The organism is Mesorhizobium sp. NPDC059054, from assembly GCF_042739215.1.
Taxonomy (GTDB): Bacteria; Pseudomonadota; Alphaproteobacteria; order Rhizobiales; family Rhizobiaceae; genus Mesorhizobium.
Map to the genome: position 1 here is coordinate 311,190 of NZ_JBHYHV010000007.1, position 14,858 is coordinate 326,047.

A 14,858-nucleotide genomic window follows, 5' to 3' on the forward strand; every position below is an offset into this window, starting at 1 on the left:
TTTGGAAGGAACGCTGCTGCGTCACTCTTCGTCACCAAGATCGCCGCCCGCGGCAACGACTTCCCGGCGAAGCTGGTCGTAATAGGTGATCGAGCTCTTGAAGACGGCCTGCAGCGACTTCTGGAGCTGCGTGCGCTCCTCCGACGAGAGGTTCGAAAGCATCATCTCGTTGCGGTGTTCGGAATCGGCGAGGATCTTCGCCACGATCTCCCTGCCCTCACCGGTGAGACGCAGCAGGATGCTGCGGCCATCCTCTGGATTTTCCGAACGGCTGATCAGGCCGCGGTCGATGAGGCCGGACACGACCCGGCTCATCTGGCTTTTCAAAAGACCGCTGTGGTTGGCCAGGAGCTGCAACGGCGCTTCCTTGAGGTAGTCGAGCACGGCAAGCGCGCGCCATTCCCGAACCGTCAGCTTGTAGCGTGGGCTGATCGACAGGAAGGCAATACGGCTCGAAAGCGATGCGAGGCGCTGCAACTGGAATGAAAACAGATCGCGCGCGTCATGCGCTTCGATCAGATGCGCCATGTTGTCGGCATCGTCGACGCCGCTGTCCGATCCACTCATTTTCTCGTCCCCTGCAGGCGCCCGTCCGCATTCGCCCAAAACGGGAAGCGCACTTTCACCTCAACCCGAAACATCATCGGAAATCCACTCCTTTGTCACGTTACACGCAACATGAATTGGTTGACAAAGTGAACTATATAGTTCATCTCGGCAACCAATCCACCATCTCAAATGCTTCGGGCTTTGCCGCGCAACGCGACGAATTGCAGACGTTCAAGGGAGAATGAAATGACCAACAGCAACACGTTGCACAATCCGGCGACCATCGCGCCGCCTGCGCGCAACCTCTATGCGCACGCCGTCGAAGTGCCGGCCGCCAGCCGCCATCTCTACGTCGCCGGTCAGGTCGGCGTGCGGCCAGATGGCACCGTGCCGGAGAGCCTTGAAGAGCAGACCGAGCAGATGATGGAAAACATCCGCGCCATCCTCGCATCCGCGGGCATGACCTTCGCCGACATCGTGAAATTCAACGCCTATTGCATGTCGGCCGAAGACATCATCACCTATGCTGGCATCCGCAACCGGGTCTTTGCCGGTGTCCAGACCGCAACGACGGCTGTTGTGGTCACGGGGCTCGCCAACCCGGCCTGGAAAGTGGAGGCGGATCTCGTCGCGGCACGTCAGGACTGACCCTTATGTTCTACCGTCCATCCGATGGCCACGGCCTGCCGCACGACCCGTTCAAAGCGATCGTTTCGCCGCGGCCGATCGGCTGGATTTCGACCCGCAGCAGCTCGGGCGCGATCAACCTCGCGCCCTACTCCTTCTTCAACGCACTGTCGGTCGATCCCTACCTTGTCTGGTTCTCGGCGGATGCCGAAAAGGACAGCGTCGTCTTCGCCCGGGAGACAGGCGAGTTCGCCGTCAACCTGGTGGGTGAAAAACTTGCGCGCCAGATGAACGCAACCTCCGTCGATGCACCGCGCGGGATCAGCGAGTTCGGTTATGCCGGGCTGGAAACCGCGAGTTCAAGGCTGATCGCCGTCCCGCATGTCGCCGGCGCCCCTGCCGTGTTGGAATGCCGGTTGACCGAGATCGTGGAACCCAAGGGCCTCGACGGTCGCTGGGCCGGGGTCTTCGTGGTCATCGGCGAGGTCGTCGGCATCCATATCGACGACGCCATGCTGACGGCCGGGCTTTTCGACCAGAAGAAAGCCGGCAATGTCGCCCGGCTCGGCTATATGGATTATCTCTCGACCAGCGAGACGTTCCAGATGCGCCGGCCGCGCTGGAAAGAAGAAACCTGATGGCAGAGGGACACGGTGGTGGCCTCGCAAACATACCGGGAAACAGTCATCGCCAGCGGCTGGTCGCGGCGATGACTGATTGACCACCGTAAAGGCTAGACCTTCGCCTTGTAGGTCGGGTCCAGCGACAACGCATGGAACAGGAAGGGCCGATTCACATAGTGGAAGCCGAGCGGGCAGTGCCTGACGCCCGCCGGGATGTAGATCGAGCCGGATTTGTTGATGATGCGGCGCTCGCCCTCGATGTCGATATAAAGCTCAGCGCCCAGATCCTGCGGGTTCTCGGGATCGTTGCCGGTCCAGATCAGGACTTCGTCGTAGTCGTGGACATGCTCCGACACCCAATGCAGATGGCGATTGAACGGCGTGATCCAGATATGGGTCATGTGGATCTTCGCGTTGGGCTGCACCAGCGTGCCGACCAGCTCGAAGCCACCCGTATTCGGTGGATTCTCAAGGTCGGCCAGCGCCCCCTCGGCGGTAAAGTCTACCTGCAGCAACGGCAGTGTGTCGTTGAGCAGACCGTCAAAATGGCTCATCATCTTCTCCTCTTGATGAACGGAAATCCTCAAATTCACCGCGAACCGGCCGCGGATTGCCTTGGTGCGATCACCGGCATGTCCAGATCGGCGGCTTCGGTTGGCAGTTGCAGCGTGTTGGCGAGCAGCGATTGTGTGTAGGGATGGCTGGGCGTGCCCAGGACCTTGTGAGCTTCACCCTGTTCGACGACCCGACCGGCGCTGAGCACGGCAACCGTGTCTGCGATGTTGCGCACCACGGCGAGGTCATGCGTGACAAAGAGCATACCGAGGCCGTCCGCGAGCAGGCTGCGCAGCAATTCGATCACCGAAGCCTGTACCGACACGTCGAGCGAAGACGTCACCTCGTCGCACAGGAGCACCGCGGGATTGGCGACCAGTGCGCGGGCAATGGCCACGCGCTGGCGCTGGCCGCCCGAAAGCTCGGCCGGATAGCGCGTGGCGAGGTCGGGCGAGATGCCGACCCGTTCGAGCGCCTCAGCGATGACGGCGCCAGGCCGGCTGTCTGACCCCGGCCTGTTGGCGAGTGCAGCAGTCAGGCTCGCGCCGATCGTGCGGCGTGGATTGAGCGAAGCGTTGGGATTCTGGAAGATGTATTGCAGCCGCTGGCGGGCATGCTGGTCGCGCTGGCCGACGGTGAGCGGCAACGGCTTGCCGTCAAGGCGGAATTCACCCATGACGTTGCCGTGCAATCCGATCAGGCAGCGCGAAAGCGTCGACTTGCCGCTGCCTGACTCACCCACCACCGCCAGGCACCGGCCCGGTTCCACCTTGAGGCTGACATCGAACAGGATCTGGCGATAGCCGTAGAATGCATTGACCCCGTTCGCCTGAAGCACCGCCGAGCTGTTCGCGACCTGCCTGTCGGAATGGCCTACGGCTTGCGGGCGCACCCCGAATGTCTCACCCAGTTCGGAACGAACGCACCGCACCTGGGTGCCTCCCACCAGTCTCAGCGCTGGCCGGGTGTTGCAGGCCTCGACGGCGTAGTCGCAGCGATCGGAGAAGATGCAGCCGTCAGGCGCTTCGCCCACCGCCGGCACGCGGCCACGGATCGGCCTCAGCGCTTGCCTGGCCTGCAGTGAAGGAACAGCGTCCAGCAAGGCGCGCGTATAAGGATGGCGCGGCGTCGCCAGAATCTCCTGCATGGGGCCCTGTTCGACAACCTGGCCGCCATACATCACCGTGACGTGGTCGGCGACATTGGCGATCACCGCAAGATCATGGCTGACATAGATCGCGGTCAGATCGTCCGAGATGCAGAGCTGGCGGATCAGATCCAGCACCTTGGCGCGGGTCGAGACATCGAGCCCGGTCGTCGGCTCGTCGAGGATGATCAGCTTGGGTTGCGCGATCACCGCCATGGCGATCGCGATACGCTGTTGCTGCCCACCCGAAAGCTGGCGCGGACGGCGCTGCAGGAAGGCCTCGTCGTCGGGCAGGCCGACCTTGCGCAGGATTTCGCGCGCGCGGGTCACCTTTTCGGCCTTGCCGCCAGCCAAGCCCTCGGTCAGCAGGGTGCCGAGCGTGAGCATCGGGTTCAGCGCAGCGCCGGGGTCCTGCGCGACATAGGCCACGATTTCGCGTCGCGCCTTGCGCAGGCCTGCCGTGTCGAGTTCCAGCATGTCGGTGCCGGCCACCCGGACCGCACCGCCCGCGATGCGCACGCCGTGCCGCGCATAGGCAAGCAGCGCCAGCGCCAGCGTGGATTTTCCGGAGCCGGATTCACCGACGATGCCCATCACCTCGCCTTTGTCGAGGCTCAGCGAAACATCCTCGATGATCGGCGCGCCGTCTGTGCGTTCGACGGTCAGCCCCGATGCTTTCAATACCGTCATCATGCCTTGCCTTCCGTCCGGGCCATCACCCGCGCGGCGCCTTCGGCAATCAACCCACCGCCGATCGTGTAAAGGATGATCATCAGGATCGGCGCGAGCACGGCAAAGGGCTGGGTGCCGAGGCCGGTGCCGTTCTCACTGACCATCAGGCCCCAATCGGCCGCCGGCGGCTGGATGCCGTAACCGATGAAGCTCATCGAGGAGAGAATGCCGACTGACCAGCTCAGCCTAAGACCCAGTTCGACCAGCAGCGGCGAAGAGACGTTCGGCAGCAGTTCGCGCAGGATGATCACCGGTCCCGGTGTGCCGACAGCCTTGGCCCACAGCACATATTCCCGGTCGAGGAGCGGCAGGGCCGCGCCACGGATCACGCGGGCGACACCTGGCATCAGGGTCAGCACAACCAGGCCCACCAGCAGGACAGGCTGCGGCCCGAACACCGAAACGCACAGAAGCGTCAGAAGAATGCCGGGGAAGGCAAGCAGGACATCCAGCGACCGCATCAGCACAAGGTCGGTCCAGCCGCGATAATAGGCGGTCACCAAAGCGACGGCGGCGCCGATCACGACGCTGAGCAGCGCTGAAACCGGAGCCATCCAGGCCAGATAGACTCCGCCTGAAAGTACGCGGGACAGAACATCGCGGCCAAGATTGTCGGTGCCGAGCCAGGCTGAGGCCGACGGCGCGTCATAGGGTTTGCCCACGGGCGCGGCCGGATCATAGGGCGCCAGGAAAGGGCCGACGACGACCAGCGCGGTCATGGCGACCAGCAGGATCACACCCCAGCGAACCTGGGTGGACGCCCAGAGCCGCCACCAGCCGCTGGCTGGGCGTGGGTGACCCCGTTGATGTGTGATCAGCGTCATTTCCACGTCGGTACTCACGCCTTGGACTGCCTCTGGCCCGCCGAAGCCTCATCCCGTTGGGCAAGCGAGTCGGCGATGAGGTTGAAGATGAAATAGGCTGAGGCGATCACCAGGACATTGGCCTGGATAACCGGCAGGTCGCGGTTGGTGACGGCGTCGACCAGGGCGCTGCCGACGCCGGGATAGGCGAACAGATATTCCACCACGACCACGCCGCCGACGGTGAAGGCCGCCACAAGGCTGGCGGCCGGGATGATCGGGGCCACCGCATTCGGCAAGGCGTGCCGAAACAGGATCCGGCTCGGCGAGAGGCCTTTCAACTCCGCGGTCTGAATATACTCGGTCGCCATCACGTCGATGACGGCGACCCGCACCAGCCTGGCGAGATACATCACGCCCGGAATGATCACCGTCGTCGCCGGCAACACCAGCGCATCGGGGTAGGAAAACGGCGAATCTCCGGGCGGAATGAACGAGACTGCCGGCAGCACGTGCAGCACCGTTGTTGCGAAAAGTGCTACCAGCACAGTCCCCGTGACGAAGTCGGGAACGGCATTGGCGACCATCGACATGCCGAGAAAAACCTTGTCGACGAACCCGTCGCGAAACTGGGCGGCTATCACTCCGACAAGCAGCGACAACGGCAGCATGACGGCGAGCGCGACCCCGCTCAGCGTCGCGGAATTGCGAACCCCGAGCGCAAGCAGGTCCGCCACCGGCTGCCCGTTGGAAAGCGACGTTCCCCAGTCGCCGCGCAGAATGCCCCCCAGCCAGACGAGGTATTGCCACCATAGCGGCTGGTCGAGACCAAGCTGGGTACGCAGCAGGTCCAATTGCTCCTGCGTCGCGCTTTGACCGAGGATCATGTTGGCGACATCGCCGGGCAAGGCCCGCGCAGCGAGGAAGATCAGCAATGACACGGCAAGCAGGGTCATAGCGCCTTGCAATACCCTTGCAAGCAACGGCTGCAGCCGGGAGAAAACCCCGATTGTTGCATTGTCGCTTTGGTTTTCGACTGTCATCGAACGCTCTTCCCCGCAGTACGATCGCGTCACTTGTTGACGGTGACGCCACCGAACCGGATCGCGGTACGGCCGTAGATATCCGGCTTCAGCCCGCTGACCGTATCCCGGTAGACGGTGATGTTCTCGGGATAGGCAGCGACGATGTGGCCGCTGCGCTTGTATTCGATCGCCTGCAACTGCGTGATCAGCTTGCATTGCTCGGCCAGATCGCTGGTGCTCTGCAGCTTCTTGGCGAGGTCGTTGTATTCGGCGTCGTCGAAATGCGTGGCATTCTCGCCCTGCTCCGGCAACAGCGCCGCGAGCGTGGCGGTTTCATACGGCCCACTGGTCAGGCTGATCAGAAACGGCCATTCGCGCCAGCGATTGAGGAAGGTGGCCGGATCCAGCCGGCGTACCTTGATGGCAATGCCCGCCTGCGCGGCCTGCTGCGCATAGAGCTGCGCCATTTCCATCATGCCCGCATATGCGCCGTCGGTCACCATCTCGAGCTTGAGGTTGCTTTTGCCGGCGTCTGCCAGCAACTGCTTCGCCTTGGCGATGTCCTGCGTGCGCTGCGGCTCGGGAGGCGCCGGGCAAGCCGTGTTGTTGCCGAGATAGTCGTTGGCAATCGTGCCAAACCCGCCGAATGCATTGTCGACGATCTGCTGGCGGTCGACCACCAGCTTGAGCGCTTCCAGAACCTTCTCGTCGTTGAATGGCGGCGTGTCCACCCGCACGGCCAGCATCGGATAGGTTGTCGTACCGCTGACTACGGTCTTCAGTTTGGGGTCCTTGGTCAGCGCGGGGACATCGGTGTAGGGCACGGAATAGGCGACGTCGATCTGGCCGCCACGCAAGGCGTTGGTGACCGCCTGCTGGTCCCGGAAGCCGATGATGCGGAGCTTGTCGAAGCCGGGCTTCTCACCCCAATAGTCGTCGAACCGGGTCAGCCTGGCTTCCTGGCCAGGCGTGAAGGAGTCCAGCTTGAACGGTCCCGTGCCGGTCACCGAACCGTCGGCGGCGATGGCGCGCATCTTGAAATCATTATCGGCGAAGGCATTGGCGAAGAGGCCGAACGGACGCTTGAGGGTGAACTCCATCGTCAGGTCATCGACCTTGCGTATCTTGGCCGGATCGACGAAGTCGATCTGGCTGGAAACAACAAAGTTATTCGCCGGGTCCATCATGTATTTGATGCTGGCGATCGCGTCGTCGGCAGTGAACGGCTTGCCGTCATGGCGCTTGACGTTGGGGCGAAGCTTGACGGTCCAGACATCCAGGGCGGCGTTCGGCGTCATGGACTCGGCGAGTTGCATCACCACAGCGCCCTTGGAATCATAGCCAGTCAACCCTTCATAGAGCTGGCCATACAGAGAGCCGGCGGATGCCGAGCTGGTCGGCGTATAGGGCTGCACCTGGTCCTTGCTGTTGCCGATGACGCCGAGCACGAGTTCCTGCGCCTGTGCAATGGTGTGGGTCGTCAGAGCTGTCGTGGCGGTCAGCAGAGCGACCGCGAAAACGCGACTGAATTTCAACGGAATCATAGCCGTGGTTTCTCCTCCAGATGTAACGGCACGCGCCCCTGCCTCGACCTTCGTGCGGGTTCTTCTTTGGCGGCCGTACCCGCACAACCAACACCCGTCGCGAGGCCCTGTCTTGGAGCGAAACGAAATCCGGAATGGGCTCGGGCGTAAAATCGCCATCAAGGGTTTCGGACGGCGAGATCCGCCGGACCTCACCTATCCAATTGAAAAACTTGCTGGAAAATCAAATGATGGCACCACAGCCATCTCGCTGCGGCTCAAGCTGCACTTATGCAGCTCGACGAACACGCATTGCGCGAGCCGGTGTTAATGTACTCTTTTTCTATGCGGCGCAGACTTCAAAAGCTCGCTGGGCGCGTAGGCAAACAGCTCTTTGAAGCAGCGGTTGAAGTAGGAAAGATCGTTGAAGCCCACGGAATAGGCCACATCCGCGATGGTCTGCGAGCCGTGCTGATAGTGCAGTTGCTTGATCTTCTCGCGCGCGAAGCGCAGGCGTTTGTCGCGGATGAAGGTCGTACAGGTCATGCCCAGATCGCGAAAGTGCAGCTGCAGCACCCGCATCGATACGCCCACGCGTCTTGCCAGCCATTGCGCGGAAAGATGGGGGCTGGTCAGATGCTGGTCGATAAGGACATCGATCATCTGCAGCCGCCTCGAGGCCAGTTCGCCGAGCGAATCGAACGAGAGCGCGTTGTGCACATCGGACACGAAGGCTTGCCGGGTCGCGTCGAGCATCAATTGGCGCAGGTTCGCCGCATGGACATCGCTGTCGGATATCGTAAGCACCTTGGCCAACAGCGCTCGCAGCGTGATAGCCATCGGATCGGCGGCTTCCAGCGTACGCGCCACATCGAGCTTGTCGCCGCCGTGGAAATAGATGAGCTGCCGGGGCAGGTTGAGCGACAGGTGGTTGCTGAACTTGCCACCAAAATGGAACGTCGTCGGCTTGGTGGAATCGACCAGAATGCAATCGCCCACATTCAAGGCGCTTTGCCGGCCGTCGTGTTCCACGCCGCAGGAGCCTTCGAGCTGCACGAGCAGGAAAAGCTGTTCGATGGCGTCGCGCCGGACATCGTCCCAATCGTGGTCGACACGATCGAGGTCGTTGGAGATGTGCGAAAACTCCATGCCGCAGGCATTGATACGCCGGGCCTCGCCGCGGATGTCGAGGCTCGTATCCATCGCACGAGGACGGAAACTGCCGCAGGTGGAGTGGAGATCATCGACCCAGCGACTGAACGGCGTCCGTATCCGGTCCTTGTGGAGCAAACCCGCAGAGCTCAACAGTTCCAACGCTGCCTCACGCCAATGTCGACAGATAACTTAGCATGTTAAGTAACATATTTTGAAACGGGCAACAAGCGCGGAGCTCGCTTGGGGCATGTATCGAAACGGCGCTATCCATGACAGGGCAGTGATGGATTACGGCGCCCGTGAACGCTCCAAATCCACCGGCTATTGGCCCTGAAGCGACAGATGTTTTCGAACTACATCAGCGTGGAATAACTGCCCCTGCTGCCTTAGCCTTTATGCGACGCCGCTCCGATGGACCGCCATTTTGCAGCCGACACGACCCGGCGCACGCCCGCAAGCATCAGCCTCCGTTGATGGGGCGGCGTCAGCCATCGCTCGATTTGTTGCAGGATGAAGATCAGCACCATGTTGATGATCAGGTAGATGAGCGCCACCATGCAGAACACTTCGATCACCGCGAAAGTCTGGCTCATCAGATCCTTGGCGACGCCGGTCAGTTCCATCACTGTAATCGTGCAGGCGAGCGAGGTCGACTTCAACGTGACGACGATCTCGTTGCTGTAGGCCGGAAGAGCGCGGCGTATCGCGATCGGCATCGTCACGAGCAGGAAGGTCTTGAACCGCGACAGGCCGAGCGCCCGGGCTGCTTCGATTGCTCCCTGGGGCACGGCAGCAAGGCCACCGCGCATCACCTCCGCCGTATAGGCGCCCGCGCAAACGCTCATCGCGATCACCGCGCAGGCAAATGGGTCCTTGAGCACGATCCATACCGGGCTGGCGCGCAGCCAGGCGAACTGGCTGAGGCCATAATAGAGAACGAATATCTGCACGAGCAGCGGTATGGAACGGAACGCCAGCACATAGGCCGATGCGGCGCCTCGGAGAGCACGATGGCGCGAACGCCTTGCCCAGGTGGCCAGGCCGGCGAAGATCAGGCCCAGGGGAAGGGTCACGGCCGCAAGCGCCAGAGTGACCCAGATCGCCCCGGCGAACTCACTTGCGACATGGAGAGCGGTTTCGAGGTCCATGATCAGGCCCAGCGCATTCTGGCTTCGACGGCGTGGAATGCCCGCGAGGAAATCGCCACCAGCACGAGATAGGTAAGCGCCGCCACGCCGTAGAAGATGAAGGGCTGCCCGGTCGTGCGTCCTGCAACGCCCACAACCCGCATCAGTTCGGCGAGCGAAATCACCGAAAGCAGGGTCGTTTCCTTGATCGCCATGATCCAGACATTGCCGAGGCCCGGCAGCGCCAGCCGGAACATCTGCGGGATGATAACGGTCCAAAGCCCGGCGAGCGGACGCAGGCCAAGCGCCGTATAGGCTTCGAACTGCCCGACCGGGATCGCGGCATGAGCGCCGCGAAACACCTCCGAACTGTAGGCGGCCGAAACGAACGCCACAGCCATCACGCCGACGGTGAAGGCATCCACTTCGATGTAGCCGGTATAGCCGAACCCGCGCGCCACCCACATCAGTGCGCCGTTCGTGCCGAAGAAGAGCAGGAAGATCACCAGCAGCGGCGGCACACCACGCAGCAGCGTCGTGTAGAGCGTTGCAGCAGCCGAAAGCCACCTGTTGCGCCCCAGCTTTGCAAACGCGACACCAAACCCGAGGATCACGCCCAGGACATAGCCGATGCATGCGCATGCCATCGTCACGCCCAGGCCGGTCAGCAGCGGCTTGGTCCAACCGTCGCCGCCCCAGGCGAACAGATCAATGACGGTCGAGTTCATGCAAGGTCAGGCCCCGCAGACCTTGGTGTCCGGCTTGGTGGAAACGTCGAAGCCGAACCACTTCTCCGAAATGCTCTTCAGCTCGCCCGATGCTTTCAGATCGCACAGAGCCGCGTCCCACGCCTTGCGCAGATCCTCCTTATCCTTGCGCATCAGCCCGCCCACTCCAACACCGAGATAGTTGAACTCTTCGAAGTCGATATTGGGAGACAGGATTTCGATCGGCTCGCCCTGCTGCGAGCGCGTCAGCGCGATCCAGGGGGAACGCCCGGCAACGGCCGCATCGACCCGGCCAGCCAGCAGGTCGAGGTTGAGACTGTCCTGGTTGTCGTAGAGCCGAACCGTCACCTCTCCCTTCAGTTCGTTGTCCACGAACTTCTGGCTTTGCGTGCCGGATTGCACGCCGATCGTCTTGCCTGCCAGAGCGGCCTTCAACTCCTGCCAGTTTGCCTTGCCGTTCAGGCTGGACGTTTTTGCCGCGGCGAAGTTGATCGGCAGATTGGCGTAGCTCTGGGTGAAGGCCAGCCGCTTCTGCCGTTCCGGCGTGATGGCGATGCCGCCGACGAGGATGTCGTACTTGCCCTGTTCCAGCGCCGGAATCTGTCCTTCCCAGGGCTGGGCGGTGAAACGGCAGCTGCGCTTCATCCGATCGCAGACCTGCTTGGCAAGGTCGATTTCGAAACCCGTGAGCTCGCCGGACGGCGTCGTCGACGTCCAAGGCAGATAACCACCGTCGGTGCCGATCCGCACCTCAGCCTGGTCTTGAGCGACGGCCGGTCCGCACAGGATTGCACCCAAGGCGAGAACCGATACCAAGCCCGTAATTTTCCTCTGCATGACTGAATTCCCTCCCTATTTTTGTTCTTATTCGATCAGCGAGGATCCGGTCGCCCTTCGGCACCAAGGTCCCAGAACAACCCAGCCATGATGGCGAGCCCTTCCTTGACCAGAGGCTGCAGCAGGTGCTCATCCGGAGCGTGCTGCGAGCACCCTGAATAGGAATGCGGCACCCAGATCGTCGGCATGCCGAGTATGTCGGCGAAACAGTCGTTCGGCAGCGAACCGCCTGCATTCGGCAGGATGGTCGGCTCGATCCCGGTCGTTTTCTCAACCGAGGCCGCGGCCCAGAGCATCAACGGATGTTCCGGATCGAGGCGGGTCGCGCCCCATTCCGATTCCTGTGCCATAGGCTCGATCGCTACATTGTGGAAGCCGTTTTCGTCCAGGAAGGCACGAATGGCGGGAAAGAAGGCGGCAGGATCGACATCGACCGTGTAGCGGATCTGCATGCGGGCTCGCGCATGCGGCGGGATCGCGTTGATGGGCTGTTCGGGTCTTCCCGACGTCATCGCAAGGACCTCGAGCGCCGTCCAGCCGAACACCCGCTCGGACGGCGTCAGGCCCGGTTCGCCCCACCAGGGATTGAGTTCTGGACCATTCTCTTCGGTCTCGAGCTCGATCTTGGCCAAAGCGGTTCGAACGCTCTGCGGGATTTCGCTGGGCAGGATGCCGCGAACATTGATGCGGCCATTGGCTGAGACGAGAGCCGCGATCGCGTTGGCGAGGATGACTGCCGGGTTGGCGATCAGGCCGCCCCAATTGCCGGAGTGATGCGCACCGGCTCGCAGGTCACAGACCAGGTCGAAGTCGGCGGTTCCGCGCGTTCCACCGTCCAGCGTCGGGCGATGCTGTGCAAGGCGTGGGCCGTCGGACGCAATCAGCCAGTCGGCCTGCAGTTTGGAACGGTGCTCGGCACAGATCTCGCGAAGCCCCGCCGAACCCGTTTCCTCGGAAGTCTCGATCAGCGCGACAGTGTTGAAACCCAGCTTCCCACGGGTTGCCAGCACGGCTTCCAGCGCGAGCATGACGATGGTGTGCTGGCCCTTGTTGTCCGCGGTGCCACGGCCATAGATACGCTCGCCCTCGACCTTCACCTGCCAGGGGTCGCGGTTATTCGACCACGAACCTTCCATGCCCGCAACGACGTCGCCATGACCATAGACAAGGAGTGTCGGCAGATCAGCGGATTCGATGCGCCGCGCAATCAGCAGCGGACCGCCGGCCGGATCCGGATTGTCGACCACCTCACCGGTAAAGCCGAGCCGGTCGAAATCAGCGTTGATTTCATTGAGGTAGCGATAGCATTCGGGACGCCGCTCTGGATTCTGGCTTTCGGTGGCGATGGCAACGCGACGCTGCAGATCTGACAGGAAACGGCCGTCGGAGGCAAAGGACGTGGCAAGGGCGATGGTTTGATTCCGAGACATAATCCTGCTCATTCGAATTCTTGACAGAACGATGTCATGCCAAAGATTATGCGAGCAAACCAAAATATCTCTCGGTTAGCCTCAATTGGATTAAGCCTCTGTCGTGTCTCGGCATCTGCCACCGCTCCCTGCCCTGCGTGCGTTCGAGGCCGCGGCGCGTCATTTGAGTTTCGCGCGCGCCGGCGGAGAACTCGGCGTCACGCCAGGCGCAATCAGCCACCAGATGAAGCAGCTGGAGGACTGGGTCGGCGACCCGCTGTTCGAACGGCGGGCGAATGGCGTTCGCCTTACCGAGACAGGCCGAGTCTTTGCGACCCGGCTGGGCGCGATCTTCGACCAGATCACATCCGCGGCTGTTGCCGCCCGCGCGCCGGGCGGAACGAGCAGCGTCACGATACGCTGCCAGTTCTCACTGGCCTCCAAGTGGCTGGCACCGCGCATTGGCAAATTCCGCGCTTTGCATCCCGACATCCAGATCACCGTGCAGGCGCTGCCGCATCGATGGAATGCCAATGAGCGCGACCCCGATCTCGCGATCTACCATGGCCGGGGCACCATCCCCGGCGTCCGGCAGGACACGCTGATCGGCGGGCGATTGGTTGTCGTCGCCTCCCCCCAACTTATCGTCACCTTGCCGCCGGCCCCGACACCTGCCGATCTGCTGTCGCGCCCATTGATCAAGGTGGATTTTGCCGAACCGGGCTGGCACGACGAAGGCTGGGAGGCCTGGTTTGCCGCCACCGGCTTCGGTCATCTCGAATTGCGCTCGACGCTTTCCTTCAACCTGGTGCATCTGGCGATCGAAGCCTGCAACGCAGGCGCTGGATTTGCGCTTGTGCCGGATTTCATGGTCGAGCAGGAATTGGAAGGCGGGCGCCTGGTCGACGCTTTCGGCATCTCGCTGCCGATCCGCCAGCCCTATGTGATGATGACCCCGGAAGCCAGCCTGGCGCGACCGGAGGTGGCCATGCTCCGGAACTGGTTGCTGGACGAAGGGATCAAATCCGCCGCATAAGAAACTGATATCTTGTATCGATCATACGAAGAGGACGCGGCGATGCACACGGAACAGAGCGTTCTCCGGATATCGATCATCGTCACCTTCGTCCTTGCCGTGATCGGCATCGTGTTCGGCCTTCTGTCCGGTTCCTTCGCGATCGTCTTCGATGGCGTCTATGCGTTGACCGACGCAACGATGACGATCGTTGCCCTGCTCGTCGCCAATTTGATCGCCTCTTCGACCGCGGTCGGACCGGCCAGGAGCAAACTGGTGAAACACTTCACCATGGGGTTCTGGCATCTCGAGCCGATGGTGCTCGGCCTCAACGGCATCATGCTCTCGGGCGCGGCGATCTATGCCTTGATCAATGCGGTCGGCAGCATCATGTCGGGCGGACGCGAACTGAACTTCGATCGGGCCATCATCTATGCAGTGGTGACCCTCGCCGTCACCATCGGCATGGCGATCTACGGTCAGCGGGCAAACCGTACCATCCAGTCGGATTTTGTCGCCCTCGACGCCAAGGCGTGGGTCATGTCCGCGTCCCTGACGGCTGCCCTGTTCATCGCCTTCGTCTTTGGCTATCTCGTGCAAGGCACCAGCCTGGAATGGACATCGCCCTATGTGGATCCGGTCGTGCTTGCCGTGGTCTGCGTCATCATCATTCCGATCCCTCTGGGTACGATCAAGCAGGCGCTGGCGGACATTCTTCTGGTTACCCCCGCAGACCTCAAGCGGCATGTCGATCAGGTTGCCGAGGGAACCGTGAAGCGTCATGGCTTCCTGGACTATCGTGCCTATGTCGCCAGGGTCGGTCGTGGCAGGCAGATCGAACTGTTCTTCATCGTGCCATCGGATTGGCCAGCCAGTAGATTACAGGAATGGGACCTCATTCGCGATGAAGTCGGCGAAGCTCTCGGCGACGAAGGACCGGACCGCTGGCTCACCATCGCCTTCACCACCGATCCGGAATGGGCAAACTAGAAGGGACTTCCCC

At 62.0% G+C, this 14,858-nt stretch carries 15 protein-coding genes; 4 read left to right on the top strand and 11 right to left on the bottom strand.

All coding sequences use genetic code 11. The annotated features are described in order from the left end of the window. Nucleotides 1-21: 21 nt before the first annotated feature. Nucleotides 22-567: a MarR family winged helix-turn-helix transcriptional regulator gene (locus tag ACFWXH_RS27965; protein WP_379124702.1), complete on the bottom strand. Its 546-nt coding sequence runs from the start codon at nucleotides 565-567 to the stop codon at nucleotides 22-24. Between the two features lie 228 nt (nucleotides 568-795). On the opposite strand from ACFWXH_RS27965, the gene ACFWXH_RS27970 reads away from it, so the two are divergent. Both ACFWXH_RS27970 and ACFWXH_RS27975 read left to right on the top strand, forming a co-directional pair. Further along, complete coding sequence (locus tag ACFWXH_RS27970) at nucleotides 796-1,197, top strand: RidA family protein (RefSeq protein ID WP_379124703.1); 402 nt, start codon at nucleotides 796-798, stop codon at nucleotides 1,195-1,197. Nucleotides 1,198-1,202: 5 nt separating this feature from the next. Then, nucleotides 1,203-1,814 carry a flavin reductase family protein gene (locus tag ACFWXH_RS27975; RefSeq protein ID WP_379124704.1) on the top strand — a complete coding sequence of 204 codons (612 nt, stop codon included), beginning with the start codon at nucleotides 1,203-1,205 and terminating at the stop codon, nucleotides 1,812-1,814. 95 nt (nucleotides 1,815-1,909) lie between these two features. Here ACFWXH_RS27975 and ACFWXH_RS27980 read toward each other — a convergent pair whose 3' ends face one another. The 10 genes from ACFWXH_RS27980 to ACFWXH_RS28025 all read right to left on the bottom strand — a co-directional run bounded on the left by ACFWXH_RS27980 (nucleotide 1,910) and on the right by ACFWXH_RS28025 (nucleotide 12,861). Then, complete coding sequence (locus ACFWXH_RS27980; protein ID WP_152979875.1) at nucleotides 1,910-2,353, bottom strand: hypothetical protein; 444 nt, start codon at nucleotides 2,351-2,353, stop codon at nucleotides 1,910-1,912. A 35-nt stretch (nucleotides 2,354-2,388) separates the two neighbouring features. Continuing rightward, entirely contained in the window at nucleotides 2,389-4,194 is a 1,806-nt protein-coding gene (locus tag ACFWXH_RS27985) for an ABC transporter ATP-binding protein (RefSeq protein WP_379124705.1), read from the bottom strand. Beyond that, nucleotides 4,191-5,075 carry an ABC transporter permease gene (locus tag ACFWXH_RS27990; protein ID WP_379124706.1) on the bottom strand — a complete coding sequence of 295 codons (885 nt, stop codon included), beginning with the start codon at nucleotides 5,073-5,075 and terminating at the stop codon, nucleotides 4,191-4,193. The genes ACFWXH_RS27985 and ACFWXH_RS27990 overlap by 4 nt, the downstream gene beginning before the upstream one ends. After that, entirely contained in the window at nucleotides 5,072-6,079 is a 1,008-nt protein-coding gene (locus tag ACFWXH_RS27995) for an ABC transporter permease (protein WP_379124707.1), read from the bottom strand. The genes ACFWXH_RS27990 and ACFWXH_RS27995 overlap by 4 nt, the downstream gene beginning before the upstream one ends. Before the next feature lie 29 nt (nucleotides 6,080-6,108). Next, a complete protein-coding gene (locus ACFWXH_RS28000; protein WP_379124708.1) occupies nucleotides 6,109-7,605 on the bottom strand; it encodes an ABC transporter substrate-binding protein in 1,497 nt (498 codons plus the stop codon). 306 nt (nucleotides 7,606-7,911) lie between these two features. Further along, on the bottom strand, nucleotides 7,912-8,898 hold the full coding sequence (locus tag ACFWXH_RS28005; RefSeq protein ID WP_379124709.1) for a helix-turn-helix domain-containing protein: 987 nt from the start codon (nucleotides 8,896-8,898) through the stop codon (nucleotides 7,912-7,914). 227 nt (nucleotides 8,899-9,125) lie between these two features. After that, nucleotides 9,126-9,887, bottom strand: coding sequence for an ABC transporter permease (locus ACFWXH_RS28010; protein WP_379124710.1), 762 nt, complete (start codon nucleotides 9,885-9,887; stop codon nucleotides 9,126-9,128). Between the two features lie 2 nt (nucleotides 9,888-9,889). After that, complete coding sequence (locus ACFWXH_RS28015) at nucleotides 9,890-10,594, bottom strand: ABC transporter permease (protein ID WP_379124711.1); 705 nt, start codon at nucleotides 10,592-10,594, stop codon at nucleotides 9,890-9,892. A gap of 6 nt (nucleotides 10,595-10,600) precedes the next feature. Further along, nucleotides 10,601-11,431: a transporter substrate-binding domain-containing protein gene (locus ACFWXH_RS28020; protein ID WP_379124712.1), complete on the bottom strand. Its 831-nt coding sequence runs from the start codon at nucleotides 11,429-11,431 to the stop codon at nucleotides 10,601-10,603. A gap of 35 nt (nucleotides 11,432-11,466) precedes the next feature. Continuing rightward, the gene (locus ACFWXH_RS28025) at nucleotides 11,467-12,861 is read right to left on the bottom strand and encodes a M20 family metallopeptidase (RefSeq protein WP_379124713.1); all 1,395 of its coding nucleotides are present in this window, start codon (nucleotides 12,859-12,861) and stop codon (nucleotides 11,467-11,469) included. A 103-nt stretch (nucleotides 12,862-12,964) separates the two neighbouring features. On the opposite strand from ACFWXH_RS28025, the gene ACFWXH_RS28030 reads away from it, so the two are divergent. Together ACFWXH_RS28030 and ACFWXH_RS28035 are read left to right on the top strand one after the other, a co-directional pair. Next, the gene (locus ACFWXH_RS28030; RefSeq protein ID WP_379124714.1) at nucleotides 12,965-13,876 is read left to right on the top strand and encodes a LysR substrate-binding domain-containing protein; all 912 of its coding nucleotides are present in this window, start codon (nucleotides 12,965-12,967) and stop codon (nucleotides 13,874-13,876) included. A 42-nt stretch (nucleotides 13,877-13,918) separates the two neighbouring features. Continuing rightward, complete coding sequence (locus tag ACFWXH_RS28035) at nucleotides 13,919-14,845, top strand: cation diffusion facilitator family transporter (protein ID WP_379124715.1); 927 nt, start codon at nucleotides 13,919-13,921, stop codon at nucleotides 14,843-14,845. Nucleotides 14,846-14,858 lie beyond the last annotated feature (13 nt).

Excerpts from the sequence above, each read along its gene's own strand:
- ACFWXH_RS27965 (WP_379124702.1), bottom strand. The coding sequence starts at position 567 with ATGAGTGGATCGGACAGCGGCGTCGACGATGCCGACAACATGGCGCAT.
- ACFWXH_RS27970 (WP_379124703.1), top strand. The coding sequence starts at position 796 with ATGACCAACAGCAACACGTTGCACAATCCGGCGACCATCGCGCCGCCT.
- ACFWXH_RS27975 (WP_379124704.1), top strand. The coding sequence starts at position 1,203 with ATGTTCTACCGTCCATCCGATGGCCACGGCCTGCCGCACGACCCGTTC.
- ACFWXH_RS27980 (WP_152979875.1), bottom strand. The coding sequence starts at position 2,353 with ATGAGCCATTTTGACGGTCTGCTCAACGACACACTGCCGTTGCTGCAG.
- ACFWXH_RS27985 (WP_379124705.1), bottom strand. The coding sequence starts at position 4,194 with ATGATGACGGTATTGAAAGCATCGGGGCTGACCGTCGAACGCACAGAC.
- ACFWXH_RS27995 (WP_379124707.1), bottom strand. The coding sequence starts at position 6,079 with ATGACAGTCGAAAACCAAAGCGACAATGCAACAATCGGGGTTTTCTCC.
- ACFWXH_RS28000 (WP_379124708.1), bottom strand. The coding sequence starts at position 7,605 with ATGATTCCGTTGAAATTCAGTCGCGTTTTCGCGGTCGCTCTGCTGACC.
- ACFWXH_RS28010 (WP_379124710.1), bottom strand. The coding sequence starts at position 9,887 with ATGGACCTCGAAACCGCTCTCCATGTCGCAAGTGAGTTCGCCGGGGCG.
- ACFWXH_RS28015 (WP_379124711.1), bottom strand. The coding sequence starts at position 10,594 with ATGAACTCGACCGTCATTGATCTGTTCGCCTGGGGCGGCGACGGTTGG.
- ACFWXH_RS28020 (WP_379124712.1), bottom strand. The coding sequence starts at position 11,431 with ATGCAGAGGAAAATTACGGGCTTGGTATCGGTTCTCGCCTTGGGTGCA.
- ACFWXH_RS28025 (WP_379124713.1), bottom strand. The coding sequence starts at position 12,861 with ATGTCTCGGAATCAAACCATCGCCCTTGCCACGTCCTTTGCCTCCGAC.
- ACFWXH_RS28035 (WP_379124715.1), top strand. The coding sequence starts at position 13,919 with ATGCACACGGAACAGAGCGTTCTCCGGATATCGATCATCGTCACCTTC.